Origin of the sequence: Streptomyces sp. NPDC058052 (assembly GCF_042885515.1) — a bacterium.
Taxonomy (GTDB): domain Bacteria; phylum Actinomycetota; class Actinomycetes; order Streptomycetales; family Streptomycetaceae; genus Streptomyces.
Genome location: NZ_JBHVRX010000010.1, coordinates 157,150 through 182,767 on the forward strand (window position 1 = coordinate 157,150; position 25,618 = coordinate 182,767).

22 protein-coding genes are annotated in these 25,618 nt (G+C 73.4%); 11 read left to right on the forward strand and 11 right to left on the reverse strand.

Translation table 11 applies throughout. The features are described from left to right. Positions 1-10: 10 nt before the first annotated feature. On the reverse strand, positions 11-217 hold the full coding sequence (locus tag ACFVU3_RS16720) for a hypothetical protein (RefSeq protein ID WP_390066745.1): 207 nt from the start codon (positions 215-217) through the stop codon (positions 11-13). Beyond that, a complete protein-coding gene (locus ACFVU3_RS16725) occupies positions 214-1,647 on the reverse strand; it encodes a ferric reductase-like transmembrane domain-containing protein (RefSeq protein WP_390066747.1) in 1,434 nt (477 codons plus the stop codon). The genes ACFVU3_RS16720 and ACFVU3_RS16725 overlap by 4 nt, the downstream gene beginning before the upstream one ends. 195 nt (positions 1,648-1,842) lie before the next feature. Here ACFVU3_RS16725 and ACFVU3_RS16730 point away from each other — a divergent pair, with 195 nt between their 5' ends. The 6 genes from ACFVU3_RS16730 to ACFVU3_RS16755 all read left to right on the forward strand — a co-directional run bounded on the left by ACFVU3_RS16730 (position 1,843) and on the right by ACFVU3_RS16755 (position 8,792). Then, positions 1,843-3,033: an NAD(P)/FAD-dependent oxidoreductase gene (locus tag ACFVU3_RS16730; RefSeq protein ID WP_390066749.1), complete on the forward strand. Its 1,191-nt coding sequence runs from the start codon at positions 1,843-1,845 to the stop codon at positions 3,031-3,033. Continuing rightward, positions 3,030-5,564: a nitrite reductase large subunit NirB gene (nirB, locus tag ACFVU3_RS16735; protein WP_390066751.1), complete on the forward strand. Its 2,535-nt coding sequence runs from the start codon at positions 3,030-3,032 to the stop codon at positions 5,562-5,564. The genes ACFVU3_RS16730 and nirB overlap by 4 nt, the downstream gene beginning before the upstream one ends. Continuing rightward, entirely contained in the window at positions 5,561-5,950 is a 390-nt protein-coding gene (gene nirD, locus ACFVU3_RS16740) for a nitrite reductase small subunit NirD (RefSeq protein ID WP_390066753.1), read from the forward strand. Before nirB ends, nirD begins: the two co-directional genes overlap by 4 nt. A gap of 15 nt (positions 5,951-5,965) precedes the next feature. Then, entirely contained in the window at positions 5,966-6,550 is a 585-nt protein-coding gene (locus tag ACFVU3_RS16745; protein WP_390066755.1) for a TetR/AcrR family transcriptional regulator, read from the forward strand. Between the two features lie 92 nt (positions 6,551-6,642). After that, positions 6,643-8,007 carry an MFS transporter gene (locus ACFVU3_RS16750; RefSeq protein ID WP_390066757.1) on the forward strand — a complete coding sequence of 455 codons (1,365 nt, stop codon included), beginning with the start codon at positions 6,643-6,645 and terminating at the stop codon, positions 8,005-8,007. Between the two features lie 23 nt (positions 8,008-8,030). Continuing rightward, positions 8,031-8,792: an SDR family NAD(P)-dependent oxidoreductase gene (locus tag ACFVU3_RS16755; RefSeq protein ID WP_390066759.1), complete on the forward strand. Its 762-nt coding sequence runs from the start codon at positions 8,031-8,033 to the stop codon at positions 8,790-8,792. An 11-nt stretch (positions 8,793-8,803) separates the two neighbouring features. Here the strand turns inward: ACFVU3_RS16755 and ACFVU3_RS16760 are convergent, their stop codons facing one another. From ACFVU3_RS16760 to ACFVU3_RS16770, 3 genes are all read right to left on the reverse strand, one after another. Beyond that, positions 8,804-9,217: a VOC family protein gene (locus ACFVU3_RS16760; protein WP_390066760.1), complete on the reverse strand. Its 414-nt coding sequence runs from the start codon at positions 9,215-9,217 to the stop codon at positions 8,804-8,806. Between the two features lie 104 nt (positions 9,218-9,321). Next, positions 9,322-9,789 carry a group III truncated hemoglobin gene (locus ACFVU3_RS16765; protein ID WP_390066762.1) on the reverse strand — a complete coding sequence of 156 codons (468 nt, stop codon included), beginning with the start codon at positions 9,787-9,789 and terminating at the stop codon, positions 9,322-9,324. A gap of 99 nt (positions 9,790-9,888) precedes the next feature. After that, positions 9,889-10,938: a hypothetical protein gene (locus ACFVU3_RS16770; RefSeq protein ID WP_390066764.1), complete on the reverse strand. Its 1,050-nt coding sequence runs from the start codon at positions 10,936-10,938 to the stop codon at positions 9,889-9,891. Between the two features lie 170 nt (positions 10,939-11,108). On the opposite strand from ACFVU3_RS16770, the gene ACFVU3_RS16775 reads away from it, so the two are divergent. Beyond that, on the forward strand, positions 11,109-12,269 hold the full coding sequence (locus ACFVU3_RS16775; RefSeq protein WP_390066766.1) for an alkaline phosphatase PhoX: 1,161 nt from the start codon (positions 11,109-11,111) through the stop codon (positions 12,267-12,269). On the opposite strand, the gene ACFVU3_RS16780 is transcribed toward ACFVU3_RS16775, so the two are convergent. The 3 genes from ACFVU3_RS16780 to dusB all read right to left on the reverse strand — a co-directional run bounded on the left by ACFVU3_RS16780 (position 12,239) and on the right by dusB (position 17,969). Then, the gene (locus ACFVU3_RS16780; RefSeq protein WP_390066768.1) at positions 12,239-13,267 is read right to left on the reverse strand and encodes an ArsR/SmtB family transcription factor; all 1,029 of its coding nucleotides are present in this window, start codon (positions 13,265-13,267) and stop codon (positions 12,239-12,241) included. The genes ACFVU3_RS16775 and ACFVU3_RS16780 overlap by 31 nt on opposite strands. Positions 13,268-13,762: 495 nt before the next feature. After that, a complete protein-coding gene (gene ppdK / locus ACFVU3_RS16785) occupies positions 13,763-16,474 on the reverse strand; it encodes a pyruvate, phosphate dikinase (RefSeq protein ID WP_390066770.1) in 2,712 nt (903 codons plus the stop codon). Between the two features lie 358 nt (positions 16,475-16,832). Continuing rightward, positions 16,833-17,969: a tRNA dihydrouridine synthase DusB gene (gene dusB, locus ACFVU3_RS16790; protein ID WP_390066772.1), complete on the reverse strand. Its 1,137-nt coding sequence runs from the start codon at positions 17,967-17,969 to the stop codon at positions 16,833-16,835. A 53-nt stretch (positions 17,970-18,022) separates the two neighbouring features. Between dusB and ACFVU3_RS16795 the strand changes: the two genes are divergently transcribed. Further along, on the forward strand, positions 18,023-19,450 hold the full coding sequence (locus tag ACFVU3_RS16795; protein WP_390066774.1) for an MFS transporter: 1,428 nt from the start codon (positions 18,023-18,025) through the stop codon (positions 19,448-19,450). Here the strand turns inward: ACFVU3_RS16795 and ACFVU3_RS16800 are convergent. Continuing rightward, positions 19,417-20,301, reverse strand: a complete 885-nt coding sequence (locus ACFVU3_RS16800; protein ID WP_390066776.1) for a helix-turn-helix domain-containing protein — start codon at positions 20,299-20,301, stop codon at positions 19,417-19,419. The two genes, ACFVU3_RS16795 and ACFVU3_RS16800, sit on opposite strands and share 34 nt — an antisense overlap. Positions 20,302-20,401: 100 nt before the next feature. Between ACFVU3_RS16800 and ACFVU3_RS16805 the strand changes: the two genes are divergently transcribed. Next, on the forward strand, positions 20,402-21,823 hold the full coding sequence (locus tag ACFVU3_RS16805) for an MFS transporter (protein WP_390066778.1): 1,422 nt from the start codon (positions 20,402-20,404) through the stop codon (positions 21,821-21,823). Between the two features lie 141 nt (positions 21,824-21,964). Here the strand turns inward: ACFVU3_RS16805 and ACFVU3_RS16810 are convergent, their stop codons facing one another. After that, positions 21,965-22,141 (reverse strand): DUF6243 family protein, encoded by a 177-nt coding sequence (locus ACFVU3_RS16810; protein WP_390066779.1) that lies wholly within the window; start codon positions 22,139-22,141, stop codon positions 21,965-21,967. 241 nt (positions 22,142-22,382) lie between these two features. Between ACFVU3_RS16810 and ACFVU3_RS16815 the strand changes: the two genes are divergently transcribed. Together ACFVU3_RS16815 and ACFVU3_RS16820 are read left to right on the forward strand one after the other, a co-directional pair. Next, entirely contained in the window at positions 22,383-23,390 is a 1,008-nt protein-coding gene (locus ACFVU3_RS16815) for an aldo/keto reductase (RefSeq protein WP_390066781.1), read from the forward strand. Between the two features lie 16 nt (positions 23,391-23,406). Beyond that, entirely contained in the window at positions 23,407-24,000 is a 594-nt protein-coding gene (locus ACFVU3_RS16820) for a TetR family transcriptional regulator (RefSeq protein ID WP_390066783.1), read from the forward strand. 74 nt (positions 24,001-24,074) lie between these two features. Here ACFVU3_RS16820 and ACFVU3_RS16825 read toward each other — a convergent pair whose 3' ends face one another. Beyond that, positions 24,075-25,457: a glycine--tRNA ligase gene (locus ACFVU3_RS16825; RefSeq protein ID WP_390066785.1), complete on the reverse strand. Its 1,383-nt coding sequence runs from the start codon at positions 25,455-25,457 to the stop codon at positions 24,075-24,077. Positions 25,458-25,618: the final 161 nt, after the last annotated feature.

A 25,618-nucleotide genomic window follows, 5' to 3' on the forward strand; every position in this document is an offset into this window, starting at 1 on the left:
GATCTCCTGATCATTGAGCAAGGTCTGAGCTTGCGTGCCCCGGCTCCCGGTCGGGGGCGGGCGGCGCCGCCGGATCGACGCCGGTCAGCAGGGTGGCGGCGAGGGCTCCGGCGCCGACGAGGACCGCCGCCAGCCGGCGGCGCAGCCCCTCCTCGGACGGGGGCTTGGGGCGGGCCCGGTGGCGTCGCGCCGGGGTGGGGGCTGCGGGTCCGGTCACGGGGTCGGCTCCTCGAAGTTCTCGGCGTGGATGCGGGCGGCCGGCACTCCGGCCCTGCGGAGGGAGGCGGTCGCGGCGCGGGCCATGGCGGGCGGCCCGCAGAGGTAGACGTCGTGGGCGGCGAGGTCGGGGACGAGGGCCCGCAGGGCGCGCGCGGCGAGGGGGTCGTAGGAGCCGTCCGAGGGGCCGAGCAGGTAGTGGAGGGCGGCCCGCCGCTCGCGGGCGATGGTCTCCAGCTCCTCGCGGAGCACGAGCCCGCCCTCGTCGGAGGCGCGGTAGAGCAGGGTCATGTCGCCGGGACCGCCGGGCAGGGTCTCGAAGAGCGCCCGCAGCGGGGTGATGCCGACGCCGCCCGCGAGCAGCAGGACCTTGCGGCGGGTGCGGCGGTGGGCGGTGAGCGCGCCGAAGGGTCCCGAGGCGAGGACGCGGGTGCCGGGGCGGAGCCGGCGGACCCGGCGGGTGTGGTCGCCGCGGACCTTCACGGTGATGCGCAGGGTGTCGTCGCGGACGGGCGCGGAGAGCGAGAAGGGCAGCGCGGTGGCCCACAGGCCGCGGCTAAGGAACCGCCAGCGGAAGAACTGGCCGGGTTCGGCGCGCAGCCGGGCCACTCCCCTGCCCCGGACCAGGACGGAGACGACGCCGGGCGCCTCGTCGCGGACCTCGGTGACGCGCAGGTCGTGGCGGAGGGCGGCGCGGACGGGGACGGCGAAGCGGTACCAGAGGAGGAGGACGGCGACGGTGGCGTGGGCCATCGACCAGAGCCAGCGGGTGAGGAGCCCGCCCGCGATGTCGGGCCCGGCGAGCTGGTGGACGAAACCGAGCGCCGCGGCGAGCAGCGCGCCGAGGTGGACGGCGTGCCAGGTCTCGTGGCGGATCCGGCTCCGCACGGCCCGGGCGGAGGTGACGCCGACGGCGGTGAAGAGGGCGGTGCCGGCGACGGCGGCGGCGATCGCCCCGTAGGAGAGGAGGTCGCCCGTGGCGGTGACGAGGTCGGTACGGGTGTGGACGGCGTAGCCGCAGAGGGCGAGGACCGTGTGGGCGGCGATCAGGCCGAGCGTGTACCGGCCGCCGCGGGAGTGCCAGCGGGCGAGGCGGTCGGCGCCGACGCCGTGCTCGACGGCCGGGATCCGGGCCATCAGCAGGAGCAGCACGAGGACGCCGTATCCGGCGAGGAGGCCGGTGAGGTGGGCGCCGGTGGCGAAGAAGGCGTCGAGGCGGGCGGAGGGGCGGGCCTGCACTCCCCACAGCAGGGCGACGGCCCCGGCGCCGCCGAGGATCCCCTCCCGCAGCCGCCGGGGGGCGAGGCGCGGTACGGCCGCGGGGGCGGGGGCGGCGGCCGGGTGGGGGTGGGCGCGTGGCCCGGACTCGTGCGGGGCGAGCGGCACGGGCACGGGGGTGTAGAGCGGGTGGTGGCGGGCCTCGGTGGTCACCTCCGTCACCCTAGGGCGGCCCGTATACGGGAACCGGGGTCCTTAAGCCGGGCTTGAGGCACGGCTGATCGCGCCTTAACCCCGCGGGGCCCGGCGGACCCTCACAGCCCGCCCGGGGCCCTTCGGAGATCAGCGTTCCGTACGGGAAACAGTCGGGATGCCACCGGGAAACACCGGCCGCGCACCCTTCCGGGTATGAGTACACGGATCGTGGTGGTCGGAGGCGGAACGGCGGGCCTCCGCCTCGCCCAGCGCCTGCCGGTCACCCTCCTCGGCGAGGAGGCGCACGCCCCGTACAACCGGGTGCTGCTCGCCGACGTCCTCGCCGGACGGTACGCCCCCGAGGTCGTCGCCCTGCCCGAGCCCCGCGAGCCGGCGCGCCGCGGCGTGCGGGTGGTGGGGATCGACCGGGCGGCCCGCACGGTCGAGTGCGCCGACGGCTCGCTGGTCGGCTACGACCGGCTGGTCCTCGCCACCGGCTCCAACCCGGTGCTGCCGCCGCTGCGCGGCCTGCGCGGGGCGGAGCTCCCCGAGGGCGTGCACTCCTTCCGCACCCTCGACGACTGCCTCGCCCTGCGGGCCGTCGTCCGGCCCGGGGTGCGGGCGGTCGTCATCGGCGGCGGCCTCCTCGGGGTGTCGGCGGCGCGGGCGCTGGCGGCGCTGGGCGCGGAGGTGGTCCTCACCCAGCAGGGCGAGGGCCTGATGGAGCGCCACCTGGACCCGCACGCCTCCGCGCTGCTGCGGGAGCACCTGGACGGGCTCGGCGTCGAGACGCACACCGAGTGCCGGGTCAGCGGTCTGCGGCAGCGGGACGGGGCGGTGACGGCGGTCGAGCTGGCCGACGGCTTCGTCCTGGACGCCCAGGTCGTGGTCCTGGCGTGCGGGGTGCGGCCCCGGGTGGCGCTGGCCCGCGAGGCGGGGCTCGACGTGCGGAGCGGCATCGTCGTCGACGACGAGCTGCGCACCTCGGACCCGTACATCCACGCGATCGGCGACTGCGCCGAGCACGCCGGCCGGGTCTACGGCCTGGCGGGCCCGGCGCTGGAGCAGGCGGACGTCCTCGCGGACGTGCTGTCCGGCTCCGGCGGCCCCCGCTACACCGGCACCCGGGCGCTCACCCGGCTGACCCTCGGCGGGGCGCAGCCGCTGGACCTCGCCGCCTTCGGCGAGGCCACCCCGAGGCCGGGCGACGACGTCGTCCAGCTGACCGACGCGACCAAGGGCGCCTACCGCAAGGTCGTCGTCCGCGACAACCGGCTCGTCGGGGGCGTCCTCCTCGGCGATCTGGCCGCGGTCGGCGCGCTCGCCCGGGCCTGGGAGGGCGACGAGGCCCTGCCGGAGGCCCCCCTGCTGCACCTGCTCACCCACGACGGAGGCTCCTCATGACCACCCCCACCATCGTCCTGGTCGGCCACGGAATGGTCGGCCAGCGGTTCCTGGAGGCGCTCGCCGACCGGGGCGTCACCGAGCGGGCCCGGATCGTGGTCCTCTGCGAGGAGCCGCGCCCGGCGTACGACCGGGTCCAGCTGACCTCGTACTTCTCGGGGAAGACGCCCGACGACCTGTCGATGGTCGAGGACGGCTTCATGGAGCGGCACGGCATCGAGCTGTACACGGACGAGCCCGTCGTGGGCATCGACCGGGCGGCGCGGACGGTGACCGCCCGGTCGGGCCGGGTCGTCGCCTACGACCACCTGGTGCTGGCCACCGGCTCGTACCCCTTCGTGCCGCCGGTGCCCGGCAAGGACGCCACCGGCTGCTTCGTCTACCGGACGATCGAGGACCTGCTCGCGATCGAGGAGTACGCGAAGACGGCGACGACCGGCGCGGTGGTCGGCGGCGGTCTGCTCGGTCTGGAGGCGGCCGGCGCGCTGAAGGGCCTCGGCCTGGACACGCACATCGTGGAGTTCGCGCCGCGGCTGATGCCGGTGCAGGTCGACGAGGGCGGCGGCGCGGCGCTGCTGCGGACGATCGAGCAGATGGGGCTGACCGTGCACACCGGCACGGGCACCCAGGAGGTCGTGACGGCCGACGGCTCCGTGACGGGCATGAAGCTGTCGGACGGCTCCGAGATCGCCACCGACCTGGTGGTGTTCTCGGCGGGCGTACGGCCCCGGGACCAGCTGGCGCGCGCGTGCGGGCTCGACGTGGGCGAGCGCGGCGGCATCGCCGTGGACGAGCTGTGCCGCACCTCCGACCCGGCGGTCTTCGCGATCGGCGAGTGCGTGCTCGCCTCGGACGGGCGGGTCTACGGTCTGGTCGCGCCCGGCTACGAGATGGCGCAGACGGTGGCCTCGGTGCTCGCCGACGAGGCGGACGGTTCCACCGGCTTCACCGGCGCGGACCTGTCGACCAAGCTGAAGCTGCTCGGTGTGGACGTGGCCTCCTTCGGCGACGCGCACGGCACCGCCGAGGGCTGCCTCGACGTCGTCTACGCGGACTCCCGGGCGGGCGTCTACAAGAAGCTGGTGGTGGACGCCGAGGGCCGGCTGCTCGGCGGCGTGCTGGTCGGCGACGCCGAGTCGTACGGGCTGCTGCGCCCGCTGACCGGTTCGAAGCCGCCGGTCTCCCCCGAGCAGCTGGTCCTCCCCGCGGGGGCCGGGGCACCGGTGGCGCTCGGGCCGTCCGCGCTGCCGGACGACGCCGTCATCTGCTCCTGCCACAACGTGACCAAGCACGCGATCGGCCAGTGCGGCTCGCTGCCCGAGGTGAAGAAGTGCACCAAGGCCGGTACGGGCTGCGGCAGTTGCGTGAAGGTGATCGAGAAGCTGCTGCCGAAGGCGGCTGACAAGGGACTCTGCGGCTGCTTCTCCTACACCCGCAGCGAGCTCTACGAGATCGCCCGCACCCTGCGGGTGACGTCCTTCGCCGCGCTGCTCGACTCCCACGGACGGGAGGGCGCGAAGGGCGGCGAGGGCTGCGAGGTCTGCAAGCCGACCGTCGGCTCGATCCTGGCGTCCCTGGCGCCGGCCATCGGCCTGGGCGGCTACATCCTCGACGGCGAGCAGGCCGCGCTCCAGGACACCAACGACCACCACCTGGCCAACCTCCAGCGCAACGGCTCCTATTCGGTGGTGCCCCGCATCCCCGGCGGCGAGATCACCCCCGAGAAGCTGATCGTGATCGGCGAGGTGGCCCGCGACTACGGCCTCTACACGAAGATCACCGGCGGTCAGCGGATCGACCTCTTCGGCGCCCGCGTCGACCAGCTCCCGGCGATCTGGACCCGGCTGGTGGACGCCGGCTTCGAGTCCGGGCACGCCTACGGCAAGGCGCTGCGCACGGTGAAGTCCTGCGTGGGGCAGACCTGGTGCCGCTACGGCGTCCAGGACTCGGTGAGGATGGCGATCCAGCTGGAGCTGCGCTACCGGGGCCTGCGCGCCCCGCACAAGCTGAAGTCGGCGGTCTCCGGCTGCGCCCGCGAGTGCGCCGAGGCGCAGTCGAAGGACTTCGGCGTGATCGCCACGGCGAACGGCTGGAACCTGTACGTGGGCGGCAACGGCGGCGCGACCCCGCGCCACGCGGACCTGCTCGCCCAGGACCTGTCGGACGCCGAACTGATCCGGCTCATCGACCGGTTCCTGATGTTCTACATCCGGACGGCGGACCGCCTGGAGCGGACGTCGGTGTGGCTGGAGCGCCTGGAGGGCGGCCTCGACCACCTCCGGGACGTGATCGTGAAGGACTCGCTGGGCCTCTGCGACGAGCTGGAGGCGCTGATGGCGGCGCACGTCGCCGACTACCAGGACGAGTGGGCGCAGACCCTGGACGACCCGGAGCGGCTGCGGCGGTTCGTCTCCTTCGTGAACGCGCCGGAGACCCCGGACCCGACGGTGCGCTTCGTGCCGGAGCGGGACCAGATCAAGCCGGACCTCACGATCCTGACGATCGGCACCCTGGAAGGAGCCACCCGATGACCGCACCGACGACGCTCGCCCCGAGGACCCTCGAACTCTCCCCCGCGCCCGACTCCTGGATGGCGGTCTGCGACGAGGCCCGGCTGACCCCGGGCCGGGGCCTGGCGGCGCTGCTGCCGGACGGCCGGCAGGCGGCGGTCTTCCGGGACCGGGCGGGGCGGGCGTACGCCATCGACAACCGCGATCCCTTCACCGGGGCGCAGGTGCTGTCCCGGGGGTTGATCGGGACGGCGGACGGGCGCCCGTTCGTGGCCTCGCCGCTGCTGAAGCAGCGCTTCGACCTGGAGACGGGCCGGTGCCTGGACGACGACGAGGTGACGGTGGAGGTCTATCCGGTCCGTCTGGCCCAGCCCGCCCTCAACATCTTGACCGATCGTTCCAGATAGACGTACGGTCTCCTCGTGGCCAGGACCAAGGAATTCGATCCCGAGGCCGCGCTCCAGGCGGCGCTCGACCTGTTCTGGGCGCGCGGCTACGAGGCGACGTCGATGGCGGACCTCGTGGAGCACCTCGGCATCGGCCGGGCCAGCATCTACGCGACCTTCGGCAACAAGCACGAGCTGTACCTGAAGGCTCTGGACCGCTACCTGGAGACCCGCGACCCGGGACTCGTCGAGGAGCTGTCCGCGCCGGGCCCCGCGTTGCCGGCCGTGCGGGCGCTCGTCCGCCGCTTCGCCGCCGAGGCGACGGCGGAGCGCGAGCGCCTGAACGGCTGTTTCGTCACCAACTCGGCGGCGGAGCTGGCCCCGCGCGATCCGGTGGTGGCCCGCCGGGTCGAGCTGAGCTGGGAGCAGATCGAGACCCTGCTGTACGCCGCGCTCACCCGGGCCCGCGCCCAGGGCGAGCTGCCGGAGGGCCGCGATCCGCGCACCCTCTCCCGGATGCTCCTGGTCCTGCTCCAGGGGATCCGGGTGGTCGGCAAGGCGTCGACGGACCCGGCCAGGGTCCGGGACGCGGCGGAGGAGGCCCTGCGGCTGCTCGACTGAGCCGCCGCCGGACGGGCGCCCTTGCGGGGGCGCCTTTTCTCGGGGCACATTCTGGAATGAACGGTCAAGTACAAACCGATACGGGGGACGGCATGACGACGTACGGGGAAACCGCGGCACCCGCCGCGCCGGTGGACCACGGGGGTGCCCGCCGGGGATTCGCGCTGCTCGGGACCGTGCAGGCGACGCTCATCTTCACGCTCGCCTCGCTCGCCGTGCCGCTCCCCCGCATCGGCGCCGAACTCGGCCTGGACCGGGGCGAGCTGATCCTCCTCAGCGCCGCGTACGGACTGACCTTCGCCGGACTGCTGCTGCTCGGCGGACGGCTCGCCGACCGGTACGGCGCCCGGCGGGCGCTCACCGCGGGACTGCTCCTCTTCGCCGCCGCCTCCGCGCTCGCCCCGCTCGCCACCGGCTACGGCCCGCTGCTCGGCGCCCGCTTCGCCCAGGGCGCCGGCGCCGCGCTCGTCGCCCCGGCCGCCATGGGCGCCCTGCGCGCCCTGTACCCCGAACCCGGCGCGTACGGACGGGCGATGGGCACCTGGGGCGGGCTCTCCGTCCTCGGCGCCACCGCCGGCAACCTGCTCTCGGGCGTGATCACCGCCGCCGCCTCCTGGCGCGCCTCCTTCGCCGTGCCGGTCGCCGTCGCGCTCGCCGCGCTGCTCCTCGCGCCCCGGCTGCTGCCCGCCACCCCGGCGGGCGCCACGCGCTCCCTCGACCTGCCGGGCGCCCTGCTCGCCACCGCCGGGATCGTCCTCGCCAGCACCGGCCTGGTGCTGACCGACGCCCACCCGTGGGGCTCCGCGCCCGTCCTCGTCCCGCTGCTCACCGGCCTCGCCCTGCTCGCCGCCTTCGCCCGCGCCGAACGCCGGACCGGCGACCCGCTGCTCCCGCCGGACTTCCTCCGCGACCGGCGGCGCCTCCTCGGGCTCACCGCCATCGCGCTCACCGCCGCCGGCACGGCCACCGTCTTCATCCTGCTCTCGCTCGCCCTCCAGCGGGAGCGCGGCTGGTCCGCGCTGCTCACCTCGGCCGCCTTCGTCCCCTTCGCCGCCGCCCTGCTCGGCGCGGGACGGCTCGCGGGCCCGCTGCTCGGCCGGTACGGTCCCGGCCGGGTCACCGCCACGGGACTCGGCCTGGCCGGCACGGGGCTCGCGCTGCTCGCGGCCGGCGCCGGCGACCCGGCCGTCCCGTACGCGTACGGGCTGCTGCCCGGGCTGCTCCTGCTGCCCGCCGGCGGCGCGCTCTCCTTCGCGGGCGCCGCCGTCCTCGCCACCGAACGGGTGCCGGCCGACCGGGCCGGGCTCGCCGGCGGCGTCCTCAACACGGCGATGGAGCTCGGGCCGACCGTGGTCTTCGCCGCCCTGCTCACCCTCGGCGGCTCCACCGCCCCGCTCGCCGCGGCGGCCGCGCTCTTCGCCGTCCTGACCCTCGCCACCGTCCGTCTCGCCCCGTAGCCAGAGATCCCAGGAGAGTTCCCATGTCCGCACGTTTCACCGGCCGCGTCGTCCTCGTCACCGGCGCCGGCTCCGGCCTCGGCCGGGAGATCGCCCGTGCCTTCGCCGCCGAGGGCGCGAAGGTGGTGGCCGCCGGCCGCACCGCCGCCGCGCTCGACGCCACCGTCGCCCTCATCGAGGCGGAGGGCGGCACCGCGACCGCCGTCACCGCCGACGTCACCAGCCCCGACTCCACCCGCGAGCTGGTCCGGCGCACGGTCGGGACGTACGGCGGGCTCGACGTCGCCGTGAACAACGCGGGGATCTTCCGGGGCAGCCACAGCGCCGCCGACTTCCCCCTCGGCGACTGGCAGGCCCTGCTCGACACCAACGTCACCGGCGTCCTGAACGCCCTCCAGGCCGAGGTGGCCCACATGCGGGCGCACGGCGGCGGCGCGATCGTCAACATCTCGTCCAACCTGGGCCCGCACGTCCGGATCCCCGGCGTCTTCGGCTACCAGGTCTCCAAGGCGGCCGTCTCGGCGCTCACCCGTGCCGCGGCCCGCGACCACATCGCCGACGGGGTGCGGATCAACGCGGTCAGCCCGGGCGCCTCGGAGTCCACGATGTCGCTGCTGCCCGGCGAGACGGAGGCCGAGCGGGAGGTCCGGATGAAGGAGCAGTCGCCGCTCGGCCGGATCTCCTCGGCGGCCGAGGTGGCAGCGGCCGTCCTCTACCTCGCGTCGGACGCGGCGGGCTCCGCCGTCGGCACGGACCTGGTGGTCGACGGCGGCGTCTCCGCCTGAGCGCCCGGGGCTCAGCCCTGGGCCGCGGCCGGGTCCATCCAGAAGACCTCCCAGTGGTGGCCGTCCGGGTCGGCGAAGGAGCGGCCGTACATGAAGCCCATGTCCATGGCCTCCTTCGCCGGACCGCCGCCCGCTTCCAGGGCCCGGTCGGCCAGCTCGTCGGCCTTCTCGCGGCTCTCGGCGTTCAGCGTGAGCAGCACCTGGGTGGTGGCGGAGGCGTCGGCGATCCGCTTGCCCGGGGCGGTGAAGCCGGCGAACTTCTCCTCGGTGAGCAGCATGACGAAGATGGTGTCGCTGATCACCACACAGGCCGCCGTCTCGTCGCTGAACTGCGGGTTGATCGCGTACCCGAGCTTCTCGTAGAAGGCCCGGCTGACGTCGAGGTCCTTCACGGGCAGGTTCACGAAGATCATCTGCGGGGCCATGGTGTGCTCTCTTCTCCGTCGTCCACCGCTTCGGTGCGGTGCTGTCGAGAGGGAAGACGGACCGGGCGGCCCGGACTCATCGCTCCCCGGAGAAGTTTTTTCGCTCAGGCCGCCGCGCGCAGCGTGAGCGCCGCCAGCGGGACGAATCCGCCGGTCCCGCCGGAGGCCGCCTCGGCCTCCGCGCCGGGGCCGCCCAGCCGCTTCATCATCGAGACGGAGATCTGCTCCCCCATCGCCTTCGCCCGGTCCGCGAGCGGTCCCCGGTGGAGCCCGTCGACGGTGGCGTGCCAGAGCTGCACCCAGCGCCCGAAGTGGGCGGGGGTGAGCGGGCGGGCGGAGTGCAGCGCCGCGTGCGGGCCGAAGGCGTCCCGGGTGTACGCGGCGGTACGGAAGAGGGCGCGCTCCCAGAAGTCGGTGATGCGCGGCAGGTGGACCTCCAGGTCCGTGCCGGCGACCTCGGTGAAGAACGGGCCGATGAGGGGGTCGGCGAAGGCCGCCGTGTAGAAGCGGCGCAGCAGCACGTCGAGGTCGTCGCGGCCGCCGATGTCGGTGAGCTCCCGGGTTTCGCGCATGCGTCCAGTCTGCCGGGTCGCGGAGCCCGGCCCCCAGTGCCGAAGGTCCCGCCCCGCACCGGCGGCGTCCGGGGTTCCGGCACGCCCGCCCGCCGGCCCTCAGGACCCCGCTCGGGTCCAGCGGCTGAGGGTGTCCGACTCCCGGTCGTGGGTGAGCCAGGTGCCGTCGCCGAGGCCGCGGGCGTAGCCGGTGACGGGCGCCGGGTAGACGACGGGGCCGAGCGGGGTCAGGTGTCCGTCGAGGAGCCAGTGGCGCACGGGGTCGTCGTCGCCGTAGTCGTGGCCGGTGGAGCCGATGACGGTGTCCGCGTCGGCGAAGCCCGCGTACCAGTCCCAGCGGTCGGGCCCGGGGCCGGTGGGCACCGCCTCGGCGAGGAGGGTGCCGTCCAGGCCGTGGAGCTGGAGGTCGGTGCCGTAGTGCTCGACCGTCAGGAGGCGGCCCCGGTCCGGGTGGACGTCGAGCAGGATGCGGTCGAGGCCCTCGTTGAGGTCCCGCACCACGCTCGCCCCGTCCTCCCTGCGGGCCCAGTAGAGCAGGCAGCCGTCCTGGCCCATGCCGACGGAGAGCGCCACGTGGATTCCGTCGGAGAGGGGCAGCTGGTGCGAGCCTGCGGCCACGCTGTCGTCCAGCGGTATCCGGTCGATCTCGCGGCCGTCCCGGGCGTCGAGCACCCGCCAGCTCTCCGTCCGGCCCCGCTCCCCGTCGTCCCCGACGACGTGGGCCCAGACGAGCCGCCCGTCGGCCGAGACGTGCACCGAGCCGTGCTCCAGGCCGTCGCAGACCTGCTGGTCGTCGCCGGTGTGCGGGTGCCCGAGGAGCGGGCCCCAGCAGTCGTGCCGGTGCTCCCAGAGCGTCCGGCCGTCCGCGTCCACGGCCCGGACGGCCCGCTGTCCGGAGAAGACGGCGAAGCCGGCGTCCGGGGCGACCGCGTGCACGCCGTGGTTCCAGCCGGGCCAGGGCACCGGGAAGACCGCGTCGGGCGCCCGCTCGCCCGCGAGGAGGCCGGCGAGGTCGTGGACCTCCAGGTCGTGGCCCCGCCGCAGCAGGAGGCGGCGGGCACCGCCCGGGCCGAGCGCGTGGAACCCGTCGACCAGGGTGCCCCCGCCGGGCAGCCGGTACGTGCCGATCAGCTGTGCCGTGACGTCCATGGCCCGCAACCTAGCGTCCCGCTCCGCCCTCGACTCCCCCGCCCCGTAGCCGCCCTCTCCCCGTCACCGATTGTTGATGCTCAGTCAACTCCGGGCTCCTAGGTTCACTCTCCGCGCGGCCCCGCCGCTGACCGTGCGGCGGGCGGTCACCACACCCCTGGAGAGAAGACGTGGAGCGACGCAGTTTCCTGCGCGGAGCGGTCATCGGCACGTCGGCGGCCGCCTTCGGCGGCACCCTGACGGCGGGGGCCGCCCACGCGGCGCCCGCCCAGCCCGGCACCGGCCCCTACGGGGCCCTCGGCCCGGCGAACGCGAACGGCATCCTGCTGCCGGCCGGCTTCACCAGCCGGATCGTCGCCCGCTCGGGACAGACCGTCCCCGGCACCTCGTACACCTGGCACAACGCCCCCGACGGCGGCGCCTGCTACGCCGACGGCACCGGCTGGATCTACGTCTCCAACTCGGAGATCAACCCGAGCGGCGGCGCGAGCGCCCTGAGGTTCGGCGCCACCGGCACCGTCACCGGCGCCTACCGGATCCTCTCGAACACCCGGCAGAACTGCGCCGGCGGCAAGACCCCGTGGAACACCTGGCTCTCCTGCGAGGAGGTCAGCCTCGGGTACGTCTACGAGACCGACCCGTACGGCGTGAACGCGGCGGTCCGCCGCGACGCGATGGGCCGCTTCAAGCACGAGGCCGCCGCCGCCGACCCGGTCCGCAAGGTGGTCTACCTGACCGAGGACGAGACCGACGGCTGCTTCTACCGCTTCGTCCCCACGACCTGGGGCGACCTCTCCTCGGGCACCCTCCAGGTGCTCAAGGCGGGCACGGCCGCCTCCGGCTCCTTCACCTGGCAGAACGTGCCGGACCCGGACGGCTCCCCGACCACCACCCGCGCCCAGGTCTCCGGCGCGAAGAAGTTCAGCGGCGGCGAGGGCTGCCACTACGCCGACGACAAGGTCTGGTTCACCACCAAGGGCGACAACCGCCTCTGGCAGCTGAACCTCGCGAACAGCACCTACGAGCTCGCCTACGACGACTCGCTGGTGCCCGGCGGCGCCGCCCCGCTCACCGGCGTGGACAACGTCACCGGCGCCTCCTCCGGCGACCTCTACGTCGCCGAGGACGGCGGCACCATGGAGATCTGCCTGATCACGCCGGACGACACCGTCGCGCCCTTCCTGCGGATCACCGGCCAGTCCAGCTCCGAGATCACCGGACCGGCCTTCTCGCCCGACGGCACGCGGCTGTACTTCTCCAGCCAGCGCGGCACCACGGGCAGCTCCTCGGGCGGCATCACCTACGAGGTGACCGGCCCGTTCCGCGCGTAACAGCGCTCCTCGGGGCGCCGCTGGGACCCGCCTCCGCCGAGGAGCGCGGCGCCCAGCGGCGTCAGCGTGTGCAGCACCGCGTTCCCGTGCCGCAGGGTGGCGATCAGACCGGCCTCCCGCAGCACGCCCGCGTGCTGGCTGGCCGAGGCGAGCGACACCCCGGCCCGCCGGGCCAGCTCGCTCGTCGTCCCGCCGTCCCCGATGGCCTGGAGGACCTCCGCGCGGGTCTGGCCCACCAGCTTCGCCAGCGAGGAGACCCCCGGCGGGCGGACCGTCGGCGACTCCCCGTGCGTGACCGGGTAGACCAGCACCGGCGGCAGCGCCGGGTCCCGCAGCATCACCGGCGTCCCCCGGCAGAAGTACGAGGGCTGGAGCAGCAGCCCCCGCCCGTCCAGGTGCACGTCCCGGTCGACCGGGTAGGCCGCCTCCAGGACCGGAGCCCGCCAGGTCAGCATCGGCGGCAGCGAGCCGAGGAGCTCCTCCGCGCCGCCGTCCAGCACCGCCCGGCCGCGCCGCGCCCGGTCCGCCTCCACCCGGGCCCGGATGTGCGCCCAGTACGGCTCCACGGCCGCCCGGTGGTAGCTGCGCAGCGCCCCGAGCAGCCGGTCGAAGGGCTCCGGGCCGCCGTCGGCGAGGGCCCGCAGCGAGTGCGGCACCGTGCGGCCGCCCGTCCGGTCGGCGGCCAGCAGGGAGAGCTCGGAGCGGAGCCGGCCGGGGGCGGTCGCGCGGACCGCGCCGAGGCCGTCGTCGAGGCCGTGGAGGCCCTCCGCCGGGGTGAGGAAATCGGGGAAATAGCCGCGGCTCGGGACGAGCGCGGCCAGCAGCCGGGTCTCCCCGCCGAGCCGCGCCCTCGTTTCCGTACGCCATCCGCCGAACACCACCGGGCCGCGCCGGTCCCTTAAACGGTGAAAGCTGAGAATCGTTTCCCACAGGACGTCAGGGCGGGCGGCGATCCGCACCCCCGCCAGATCGCCCGCGGTGAAATGAATACGAAGCATGAAGTCCCCACCTGTGCACTCGCAACCACCCCGCGGTCGAGTATGCACACCATCACTGCACGTTACCAGGGTGTTTCAGCCACAGTTGAAAAGCATCGCGGCGAACACGGCCCAACGGAAATGCTGTGCAGGTCGGGCAGGAAACCTTCAGGACCGAGGTGACGTGGTGAAGACCGTGGGGGGCTTTGCCCGTCCGGCGGCGGTCGGCGAGGGTTGCGGCTCACCTGCCCGACACCATGAAAAAGGGTGTGGCCCCCGGGTGGGGATCCGGGGGCCACAGCCGAAACGACCGCAAACACAGACGTTCAATTTCCAATAATTCAATGCGGACGTAATTGCGCGTGAATCTGACGTGAAAACGACGGGACGGACACCTCCGCACAAGGTGTCCGTCCCGTCTCTTTCGGATCCGGGACCGCCGTCCGCCGGTGAGGGTTCGGAAGGGATGACCGACGGCGGTCCCGGGGGCTTCACGGGGCCCGGGGGCCCCTCGGGTCAGCGGCTGTCGCTGCCCTTCGCCTCGGCCGCCGCGCGGCCCGCCTCCAGGCGCGCCACCGGGATCCGGAAGGGCGAGCAGGAGACGTAGTCGAGGCCGACCTCGTGGAAGAAGTGCACCGACTCCGGGTCGCCGCCGTGCTCGCCGCAGACGCCGAGCTTGATGTCGGGGCGGGTGGCCCGGCCGGCCTGGACCGCGGAGCGGACCAGCGCGCCGACGCCGTCCTTGTCGATGGTCTCGAAGGGGCTGACGCCGAAGATGCCCTTCTCCAGGTACGCGGTGAAGAAGCTGGCCTCCACGTCGTCGCGGGAGAAGCCCCAGACCGTCTGCGTGAGGTCGTTGGTGCCGAAGGAGAAGAACTCGGCGGCCTCGGCGATCTGGCCGGCGGTGACGGCCGCGCGGGGCAGCTCGATCATGGTGCCGAGCGCCAGCTTCAGCTCCACGCCGGTCTCCGCCACGACCTCGGCGATGACCTTCTCGGCGTCCTCGCGGACGATCTCCAGCTCCTGGACGGTGCCGACGAGCGGGATCATGATCTCGACGCGCGGGTCGCCCTTGGCGTCGATCCGCTGGGCCGCGGCCTCGGCGATCGCCCGGACCTGCATGGTGAACAGGCCGGGGATGACCAGGCCGAGACGGACACCGCGCAGACCCAGCATCGGGTTCTGCTCGTGCAGCCGGTGCACGGCCTGGAGCAGGCGCAGGTCGTTCTCGTGCGGCTCCTTGCGGGACTCGGCGAGGGCGACGCGCACCGACAGCTCGGTGATGTCGGGCAGGAACTCGTGGAGCGGCGGGTCGAGCAGGCGGACCGTGACCGGCAGCCCGTCCATCGCCTCGAAGAGCTCGACGAAGTCGGTCTTCTGGAGCGGCAGCAGGGCCTTGAGGGCCTCGTCGCGCTCGGTGTCGGTGTCGGCGAGGATCAGGCGCTCGACGTACTGGCGGCGCTCACCGAGGAACATGTGCTCGGTGCGGCACAGGCCGATGCCCTGGGCGCCGAAACGGCGGGCGCGGGAGGCGTCCTCGGCGTTGTCGGCGTTGGCGCGGACGCGCAGCCGGCGGACGCGGTCGGCGTAGGCCATGATCCGGTGGACGGCCTGGACCAGCTCGTCGGCGTCGTCGGCGCCGGCGTGCATGCGGCCCTCGAAGTACTCGACGACCGGGGACGGTACGACGGGTACCTCACCGACGTAGACCTTGCCGGTGGAGCCGTCGATGGAGACGACGTCGCCCTCCTCGATGACCGCGCCGGAGGCGGTGGTCATGCGGCGGCGCTTGGTGTCGACCTCCAGCTCCTCGGCGCCGCAGACACAGGTCTTGCCCATGCCGCGGGCGACGACGGCGGCGTGCGAGGTCTTGCCGCCGCGCGAGGTCAGGATGCCCTCGGCGGCGATCATGCCGTCCAGGTCGTCCGGGTTGGTCTCGCGGCGGATCAGGATGACCTTCTCGCCGGAGCGGGACCACTTGACGGCCGTGTACGAGTCGAAGACGGCCTTGCCGACGGCCGCGCCCGGGGAGGCGGCGATGCCGCGCCCGATCTGCTCGACCTTCGCGTTCTCGTCGAACTTCGGGAACATCAGCTGCGCGAGCTGGGCGCCGGTGACGCGCTGGAGCGCCTCGGCCTCGTCGATCAGGCCCTGGTCCACGAGCTGGGTCGCGATGCGGAAGGCGGCACCGGCGGTGCGCTTGCCGACGCGGGTCTGGAGCATCCAGAGCTGGCCGCGCTCGATCGTGAACTCGATGTCGCAGAGATCCTTGTAGTGGGTCTCCAGCGTGTTCATGATCTGCATGAGCTGGTCGTACGACTTCTTGTCGATCGACTCCAGGTCGGCCAGCGGCACCGTGTTGCGGATGCCGGCGACGACGTCCTCGCCCTGCGCGTTCTGCAGGTAGTCGCCGTAGACGCCCTCGTGGCCGGAGGCCGGGTCGCGGGTGAAGGCGACGCCGGTGCCGGAGTCCGGGCCGAGGTTGCCGAAGACCATGGAGCAGACGTTGACGGCGGTGCCGAGGTCGCCGGGGATGCGCTCCTGGCGGCGGTACAGCTTCGCGCGGTCGGTGTTCCACGAGTTGAAGACGGCCTCGATGGCGAGGTCCATCTGCTCGCGCGGGTCCTGCGGGAAGTCGCGGCCCGTCTCGGCCTTCACGATCGCCTTGAAGTGCTCGACGACCCCGCGGAGGTCGGCGGCGTCCAGGTCGGTGTCGCTGGCGACCTGCTTGGCGGCCTTGGCCTCGTCCAGGGCGTCCTCGAAGAGCTCGCCCTCGACGCCGAGGACGGTCTTGCCGAACATCTGGATGAGCCGGCGGTACGAGTCCCACGCGAAGCGCTCGTTGTCCGCCTGGCGGGCGAGGCCGTTCACGGACTCGTCGGAGAGGCCGATGTTGAGGACCGTGTCCATCATGCCCGGCATGGAGAACTTGGCGCCCGAGCGGACCGAGACCAGCAGCGGGTCGTCGGCCTGGCCGAGCTTCTTGCCCATCTGCCGCTCAAGGGCGTCGAGGTGGGCGGAGACCTCGTCGCGCAGGGCGACGGGCTCCGAGCCGGACTCGAGGTAGACCTTGCACGCCTCGGTGGTGATCGTGAAGCCCGGAGGGACCGGGAGACCGAGGTTGGTCATCTCGGCGAGGTTGGCCCCCTTGCCACCGAGCAGGTCCTTCAGGTCCCTGTTGCCCTCGGTGAAGTCGTACACGAACTTCTGATCATTGTTTTCCGACACGGGTCTCGACTCCTCGACGACTCGGTTGGCTGCCCTGACGGCGAGGAACATACCCAGATCGAAGGCTTCTGGGGAGGTACGCCTACCGGTCACACGGTCTTAACCACCCGTCCGCCCCCACTTCGAAAGTTACCGATGCGAGGCTTCCGCTTTCACGCCCCGAAGCCCGCTTGACCCAATCCAGGGACTACACGCTCAGATGAGCGCTCTTCCCGCCCATTTGCGTTCAACTCTTGAACACAAAAGGGGTGGCACCCAGTGCCACCCCTTCAGGCAGTGCACCTGCCTGTAATCTGCTCATCTGAGCACCACCCCCCTCAAGGGTGGCGAGGATCACTCCCTCGGAAGGCCGAAAATCTCAGCCCCCGGACGTGTCCAGCTCGGCGTCCTCGCTCACTCCCGCACAGTCGTAGGGGTCCTTCAGCCAGCCGTCCGGCAGGACAACCCGGTTGTTTCCGGACGTACGACCCCGGGGACCGTCCGCACCGGCCGGCCACGGCTGCTCCAGGTCCAGCTCGCTCAACTGAGCGCGCAGCTCCTCCAGGGACGAGGTGACCGCCAGCTTCTTGCGCATCTCCGAACCGACCGCGAATCCCTTCAAGTACCAGGCCACGTGCTTGCGGAAGTCGATGACACCGCGCGACTCGTCCCCGAGCCACTCGCCGAGCAGCCGAGCGTGCCGCACCATCACGTCGGCGACCTCCCGCAGCCCCGGCGTCCGGTACCCGCCGGTGCCCTCCAGGCCCGCCACGAGGTCCGCGAAGAGCCACGGCCGGCCCAGGCAGCCGCGGCCCACGACCACCCCGTCGCAGCCGGTCTCGCGCATCATCCGCACCGCGTCGTCCGCGGACCAGATGTCGCCGTTGCCCAGCACCGGGATCTCCGGCACGTGCTCCTTGAGCCGCGCGATCGCGTCCCAGTCGGCCGTGCCGCCGTAGTGCTGCGCCGCCGTCCGCCCGTGCAGGGCGATCGCCGTCACGCCCTCCTCGACCGCGATCCGGCCCGCGTCGAGATAGGTGATGTGGTCGTCGTCGATGCCCTTGCGCATCTTCATCGTCACCGGCAGGTCGCCGGCGTTCGTCACGGCCTCGTGCAGGATCGCCCGCAGCAGCGGGCGCTTGTACGGCAGCGCCGAGCCGCCGCCCTTGCGGGTCACCTTCGGCACCGGGCAGCCGAAGTTCAGGTCGATGTGGTCCGCGAGGTCCTCGTCGACGATCATCCGCACCGCCTTGCCGACGGTGACCGGGTCCACCCCGTACAGCTGGATCGAGCGCGGCTGCTCCGTCGCGTCGAACCGGATGAGCTGCATCGTCTTCTCGTTGCGCTCCACCAGCGCCCGCGTCGTGATCATCTCGCTCACGAAGAGGCCCTTGCCTCCGCTGAACTCGCGGCAGAGGGTACGGAAGGGGGCGTTGGTGATGCCGGCCATGGGCGCGAGCACCACCGGCGGCTGCACGAGGTGCGGGCCGATGGAGAGGGGGGAGAACGCGGTCATGGACCCCATTGTCCCGCACCGCGCCGATCGTTAGACAGCCGTACGATCCGGCTATGCCCGAGCTCACCCGGAGACGCCGGCTGGTCGTGCTCGCGATCTGCTGCACGAGCCTGCTCGTCGTCAGCCTGGACAACACCGCGCTGAACGTCGCCCTGCCCTCGATCCGGCGGGACCTGGACGCCTCCGTCGCCGGGATGCAGTGGATCGTCGACGCCTACACCCTGGTCCTCGCCTCGCTGCTGATGCTCGCCGGCTCCACCGCCGACCGGATCGGCCGCCGCAAGGTCTTCGCGACCGGCCTGGTCCTCTTCGCCCTCGGCTCGCTGCTCTGCTCCCTCGCCCCCGACCAGGAGACCCTGATCGCCTTCCGCATGGTGCAGGCCGTCGGCGGATCGATGCTCAACCCGGTCGCCATGTCGATCATCACCAACACCTTCACCGAACCGGCGGCACGCGCGCGTGCCATCGGCGTCTGGGGCTCGGTCGTCGGCGTCTCCATGGCGGCCGGCCCCCTGGTGGGCGGTCTCCTGGTGGAGACCGTCGGCTGGCGGGCCGTCTTCTGGGTGAACCTGCCGGTGGCCCTCGCCGCCCTCGTCCTGACCCTGCGGTACGTCCCCGAGTCCCGGGCGCCCCGCCCCCGCCGCCCCGACCCGGTGGGCCAGCTCCTGGTCACGGCGCTGCTGGCCTCCCTCACGTACGCGATCATCGAGACCGACCCGCTCTTCGCCGGGATCGCGGCGGTGGCCCTGACCGGCCTGCTGCTGTACGAGCCCCGGCGCCGCGAACCCCTGATCGACCTGCGGTTCTTCCGCAGCGCCCCGTTCGGCGGGGCCGTCGTCATCGCGGTCTGCGCCTTCGCGGCGCTCGGCGGCTTCCTCTTCCTGAACACCCTGTACCTCCAGGACGTGCGCGGCCTGAACGCCCTGGAGGCGGGGCTCCACATGCTGCCGCTGGCGGGCACGACCTTCCTGCTCGCCCCGGTCTCCGGCCGGCTCACCGGCTCCCGGGGGCCCCGGCTGCCGCTGCTCCTCGCGGGCACGGCGATGGCGGCCGGCTCGCTCCTCTTCGCCGCCTTCGAGGCCGAGACGGACGACGTGCTGCTCTTCACCGGGTACGTCCTCTTCGGCACCGGCTTCGGCCTGGTCAACGCCCCCATCACGAACACCGCCGTCTCCGGCATGCCCCGCACGCAGGCCGGGGTGGCGGCCGCCGTGGCCTCGACCAGCCGCCAGACCGGCCAGACCCTCGGCGTCGCGGTGACCGGCGCGCTGCTGGCGGCGGGCCTGGCCTCCCCCGGTGGCTTCGTCGCGGCGGCCCGGCCCGGCTACTGGGTGGTCACCGCCTGCGGGCTCGCCGTCCTCCTCGCCGGTGCCGTCACCACCGGCCCCTGGGCCCGGCGCACCGCCGAGCGCACCGCCCGCGCCCTGGACGCGGAGGACCCGGCCGCTCAGGCGGCGGCGAGCGGAGGACGCCCGGCCTGATCCCGGACCACCAGCTCCAGGAGCCGGGCGCAGCCGGCCCGGGTCTCCTCGTCGAGCGGCACGTAGGTGACGAGGACGGGTCCGGCGGAGGGGCCGAGCCACAGGTTGGTGTGGTCGAAGCGGAGCGGGCCGACGAGGGCGTTGCGGATCACCTTGGTGCGGCCGCCGGGGGCGACCACGTCGTGCCGGGCCCAGATCTCGCGGAACTCGGGCGAGGCGGCTTCGAGCCGGTGGACCAGCCGCTTCCAGGCGGGCTCGGCGAGGTGCTCGGCCATCTGGGCGCGGAGCTTGCCGGCGAGCAGGGCGATGAGTTCCGGCAGGTCGGTGACGGCGGCCCGGAACTCCGGATCGGTGCAGGCCAGCCAGAGCGTGTTGCGGTCCTCGGGCGGCAGCGCGTCGAGGTCGCGGAAGAGCCGGCCGAAGGTGCGGTTGTGGGCGAGGAGGTCGAAGCGGCTGTTCTGGACGGCGGCGGGCACCGGCTCCAGCTGGTCGAGCAGGGCGCGCACGGCGGGGGTGACCGCGGCGCCGGGAGCGCCGGGCCGGGGGTCGGGCTGTCCGGCGAGGGCGAAGAGGTGGGCGCGCTCGGCGGGGTCGAGGAGGAGCGCGTCGGCGAGGGCGTCGAGGACCTGCGGGGAGACGTGGATGTCCCGGGCCTGTTCGATCCAGGTGTACCAGGTGACGCCGACGGCGGAGAGCTGGGCGACCTCCTCGCGGCGCAGGCCGGGCGTGCGGCGCCGGCGGCCCCGGACGAGGCCGACCTGTTCGGGGGTGATGCGCTCGCGCCGGCTGCGCAGGAAGGCGGCGAGCTCCCGCCGCCGGGCGTCGGGTCCGGTCGTCGCGACGATGCTCATGGTCCCAGCCTGCCCGTCCGGGGACCCGGGTGCCAGGCGGTGCCGGTACCAGGATGAGGAGGCTCTGGTACCAGGGAGGGGCGGCGCCGATCGTCGGAGGGTGACCACGACAACGCCCCCGCTCGCCCGTCCGCCCGCCCCGGCTCTCGGCCCCCTCGGCCTCTTCACGGTCCTCCTGGGGGCGGCGCTCCCCCTGGTCGACTTCTTCGTCGTCAACGTCGCCCTGCCGTCGATCGGCCACGACCTCGCCGCGGACGAGACGCTGCTCGAACTCGTCGTCGCCGGGTACGGCCTGTCGTACGCGGTGCTGCTGGTGCTCGGCGGCCGGCTCGGTGACCTCTTCGGCCGCCGCCGGCTCTTCGTGACGGGGCTGGTGGCCTTCGGTGCGACCTCCCTGCTGTGCGGGGTCGCCCCGACCGCGTGGAGCCTGGTCGCGGCCCGGGTGGCACAGGGTGCCGCGGCGGCGCTGCTGCTGCCGCAGGTGCTCGCGACCCTTCATTCCTCGACGACGGGCGCCCGCCGGGCCAGGGCGCTGGGTCTGTACGGGGCGACCAACGGGCTCGCGTTCGTCTCGGGCCAGATCCTGGGCGGTCTGCTGGTCGCGGCGGACCTGGCGGGGCTGGGCTGGCGGGCGGCCTTCCTGGTGAACGTCCCGGTGGTGCTGCTGGCGCTGCCGGCGGCGTTCCGGGCGGTTCCGGAGACCCGGGCGGCGGCTCCGGCGGGTCTGGACGTCCGGGGCACGGTGCTGCTGGCCGTGGCCCTCACCGCGCTCCTCGTCCCGCTGACCGGGGGACGGCCGGCGGACCGGCCGCTGTGGACCTGGTGCGCCGCGGCGGCGTTCCCGGTGGCGGCGGCGGTCTTCTGGCGGACGGAGCGGCGCGCGGAGCTGCGGGGCGGCACCCCGCTGGTGCCGCCGTCGCTCCTGCGGCTGGCTCCGCTGCGCCGGGGCCTGGTCCTGGTGCTGCCCCTCTCGGGCGGCTTCGGCGGCTTCATGCTGGTGATCGCGGTGGCGCTCCAGCAGGGCCTGGCGCTGGGCCCGGTCGCCTCGGGCGCGGCGCTCGCGCCGATGGCGCTGGCCTTCTTCGGCGCCTCGCTGGCCGGTCCCCGGCTGGTGGCCCGCTGGGGCACCCGGGTGATCCCGGCGGGCGCGGCGGTCCAGGCGGCCGGTCTCGGGATGCTCGCGTGGACGGCCTGGCACTCCTGGCCGGACGTGACGCCGTGGACGCTGGCGCCGGGGATGGCGGTGGCGGGGCTCGGGCAGGGGCTCCAGCTGCCGGTCCTCTTCCGGGTGGTGCTCGCCGGGGTGCCGGCCGACCGGGCGGGGGTGGGCAGCGGGGTGATGGTGACGACCCAGCAGGCGGCGCTGGCTCTGGGCGTGGCGACGCTGGGCTCGTTCTTCCTGTCGCTGGCGGCGGCGGCCCCGATGGGGACGGCGCTGGCGACGACCCTGCTGATCCAGCTGGTCCTGGCGCTGCTGACCGGCCTGTACGCCCTCCGGCTGCCGAGGGGTGCGGCGGGCTGAGCTACCGGGGACGGCGTAGGGCCCGGGGTGCCCGAGCGGACCGGCCGGGGACGGCGTAGGGCCCGGGTCGCCCGAGCGGACCGGCCGGGGACGGCGAAGGGCCCGGGTCCGCCTGCGCGGCCCGGGCCCTTCGTGTCGTGACTACTCGGCGGCGGCGTCCTGGTTGCGCTCGCGCATCTTCTTCAGGAGGTCCTGCTTCCTGTCCTCCGCGCTGCGGCGGTCGGCGGCACGGCCCTGGCCGGCACCGTTCTGTTCGGCGCGGGACAGCTTCTTGCGCTGTCCGCCGACGCCGAGGAGGTTGTTGCGGCTCTTCGCCATGGGGGTCTCCCCTTCGATGAGGTGGGCGGTGGTCGGTGGATCGGCCTGCGCGCCGCTCTCACTCGTAGATCGGGAGGTGAGCAAACATGCCCGCACGGTACCGGGGCGGGGCGGGCGGGTGCACCCGGTTTTCCGGCCGCCGCGCGCCGCCCCCTCGTAACGACTGACAGATATTGAAATCTGTCATCGCGCATGTCATGGTGGAGAGGCACCCCCTCCTCCCTCCCCTCAGGAGACCGTCATGCTTCCCACCCGCACCCTCGGCACCACCGGCCCCGCCGTCTCCGCGCTCGGCCTCGGCTGCATGGGCATGTCCGCGCTGTACGGCGAGGCCGACCGGGCCGAGTCGATCGCGACGATCCACGCGGCCCTGGAGGCCGGCGTCACCCTGCTCGACACCGGCGACTTCTACGGGATGGGCCACAACGAGCTGCTCATCGCCGAGGCCCTGCGCACCGCGCCCGCCGGGCGCCGCGAGCAGGCGCTGACGAGCGTGAAGTTCGGCGCGCTGCGGACCGTCGAGGGCGGCTTCACCGGGTACGACGGCCGGCCGGCGGCGGTGAAGAACTTCGCCGCGTACTCGCTCCAGCGGCTCGGCACCGGCCACATCGACGTCTACCGGATCGCCCGCGTCGACCCCGACGTGCCGATCGAGGAGACCGTCGGCGCCATCGCGGAGCTGGTCGAGGCCGGGCACGTCCGGCACATCGGCCTCTCCGAGGTCGGCGCGGACACCCTGCGGCGGGCCGCGGCCGTGGCCCCGATCGCGGACCTCCAGATCGAGTACTCGCTGATCTCCCGGGGCATCGAGGAGAAGATCCTGCCGGCCGCCCGCGAGCTGGGCATCGGCGTCACCGCGTACGGCGTCCTCTCGCGCGGCCTGATCAGCGGCCACTTCACCCGTGACCGGTCGCTCGCCCCCGGCGACTTCCGCGGCATGAGCCCCCGCTTCCAGGGCGAGAACCTGCACCGCAACCTCGACCTCGTGGACCGGCTGCGGGCGGTCTCCGAGGCCAAGGGCGTCTCGGTGGCGCAGACCGCGATCGCCTGGGCCCTGGCGCAGGGCGACGACATCGTGCCGCTGGTCGGCGCCCGCACCCGGGCCCGGCTCACCGAGGCGCTGGGCGCCCTCGACGTGGTCCTCGACCCGGCCGACCTCGCCGCGATCGAGGCGGCCGTCCCGGCGGGCGCGGCGGCCGGCGAGCGCTACCCGGCCGCGCAGATGGCCCACCTGGACAGCGAGCACTGACAGGTACTGTCGCTCCATGGCCGCCACCGAAACCCTCACCGCCGAGCGCATCCTCGAAGCCACCGAGGAGGTGCTGCGGCGGTACGGCCCCGCGAAGGCGACGGTCGTGGACGTGGCCCGGGCGCTGGGCGTGAGCCACGGCAGCGTCTACCGCCACTTCCGCACCAAGGCGGCGCTCCGCGAGGCGGTGACCGAGCGGTGGCTGGAGCGGAACGTGACGGAGCTCCGCCCGTACGCCGAGGGCCCCGGGCCCGCCGACGAACGGCTCGACGGCTGGCTGCGCCGGCTCTTCGCGCTCAAGCGGCAGAAGGCGGGCGGCGACCCGGAGCTGATGGCGACGTTCATGGTGCTCATCGGCGAGAACAGCGCGGTCGTCGACCGGCACGTGGAGCACCTCGTCGAGCAGATCGCCGCCATCGTCGGGGACGGAATCCGGGACGGGATCTTCGCCGCCGCGGATCACGGCGTCCTGACGACCGCCCGCGCCGTCTTCGACGCCACCGACCGCTTCCACGACCCGGCGCACGCCGCCGACTGGTCCGCGCCGGACATCGTGCCGGCCTTCGAGGCCGTCGTCTCCCTGGTCCTCAGGGCGCTGCGCCGGTCCTGATCCGGCCCCCGCGCCCACGGGAGAGCCCCCGGTCCGCCGTGCGGACCGGGGGCTCTGCCGTGGCGACCGGGAGGTCAGCAGCCGATGAGGCGGCTGGCCAGGTAGCCCTGGATCTGGTCGAGGGAGACGCGCTCCTGCTTCATGGTGTCGCGCTCGCGCACGGTCACCGCGTTGTCCTCGAGGGTGTCGAAGTCGACGGTGATGCAGAACGGGGTGCCGATCTCGTCCTGACGGCGGTAGCGGCGGCCGATGGCGCCGGCGTCGTCGAACTCGATGTTCCAGTTCTGGCGCAGGTCCGCCGCGAGGCCCTTGGCCTTCGGGGAGAGCTGCGCGTTGCGGGAGAGCGGCAGGACGGCGGCCTTGACCGGGGCCAGGCGGTGGTCGAGGCGCAGCACGACGCGCTTCTCCATGACGCCCTTGGCGTTGGGGGCCTCGTCCTCGGTGTACGCGTCGAGGAGGAAGGCGAGCATGGTGCGGCCGACGCCGGCGGCGGGCTCGATGACGAACGGCGTGTAGCGCTCGCCGGTCTCCTGGTTCAGGTACGTCAGGTTCGCGCCGGACGCCTTGGAGTGGGCCGTCAGGTCGTAGTCGGTGCGGTTGGCGACGCCCTCCAGCTCGCCCCACTCGCTGCCGCCGAAGGAGAAGCGGTACTCGATGTCGGCGGTGCGCTTCGAGTAGTGGGAGAGCTTCTCCTGCGGGTGCTCGAACCAGCGCATGTTCTCCTCGCGCAGGCCCAGGCCGGTGTACCAGTTCCAGCGCTGCTGCATCCAGTACTCCTGCCACTCCTCGTCCTCGCCCGGCTTGACGAAGAACTCCATCTCCATCTGCTCGAACTCACGGGTCCGGAAGATGAAGTTGCCCGGAGTGATCTCGTTCCGGAAGGACTTGCCCATCTGCGCGATGCCGAACGGGGGCTTCTTGCGCGAGGTCACCTGGACCTGGGAGAAGTTGGTGAAGATGCCCTGGGCGGTCTCGGGACGCAGGTACGCGACGGAGCCGGAGTCCTGGGTCGGGCCGAGGTGGGTGGAGAGCAGACCCGAGAAGTTCTTGGGCTCGGTGAAGGTGCCCTTGTTGCCGCAGTTCGGGCAGTTGAGGTCGGCGAGGCCGTTCTCGGGGAGGCGGCCGTGCTTCGCCTCGTACGCCTCCTCCAGGTGGTCGGCGCGGAAGCGCTTGTGGCAGGAGGTGCACTCGGTCAGGGGGTCGGTGAAGGTGGCGACGTGACCGGACGCCTCCCAGACCTCGGTCGCCAGGATGACCGACGAGTCGATGCCGACGACGTCCTCGCGCGCGGTGACCATGTAACGCCACCACTGGCGCTTGATGTTCTCCTTGAGCTCGACACCCAGCGGTCCGTAGTCCCAGGCGGCACGCTGGCCGCCGTAGATCTCGCTGCACGGGTAGACGAAGCCACGGCGCTTGCTCAGGCTGACGATGGTGTCGATCTTGTCGGCGGCCACGGTGCTCTCTTCATTACGACGACGAAGTGCGAATGCCACAGGTTACCGGCGCCCATGGGCCGGTTATCAAATCGGTTCGGGGTCGGCCGGGAGCGGGCGCGGGGTGGCCGGTGCCACACCCGGAGTCCCGGGAAGGCAATTGACAACCGTTTCCAATTTTG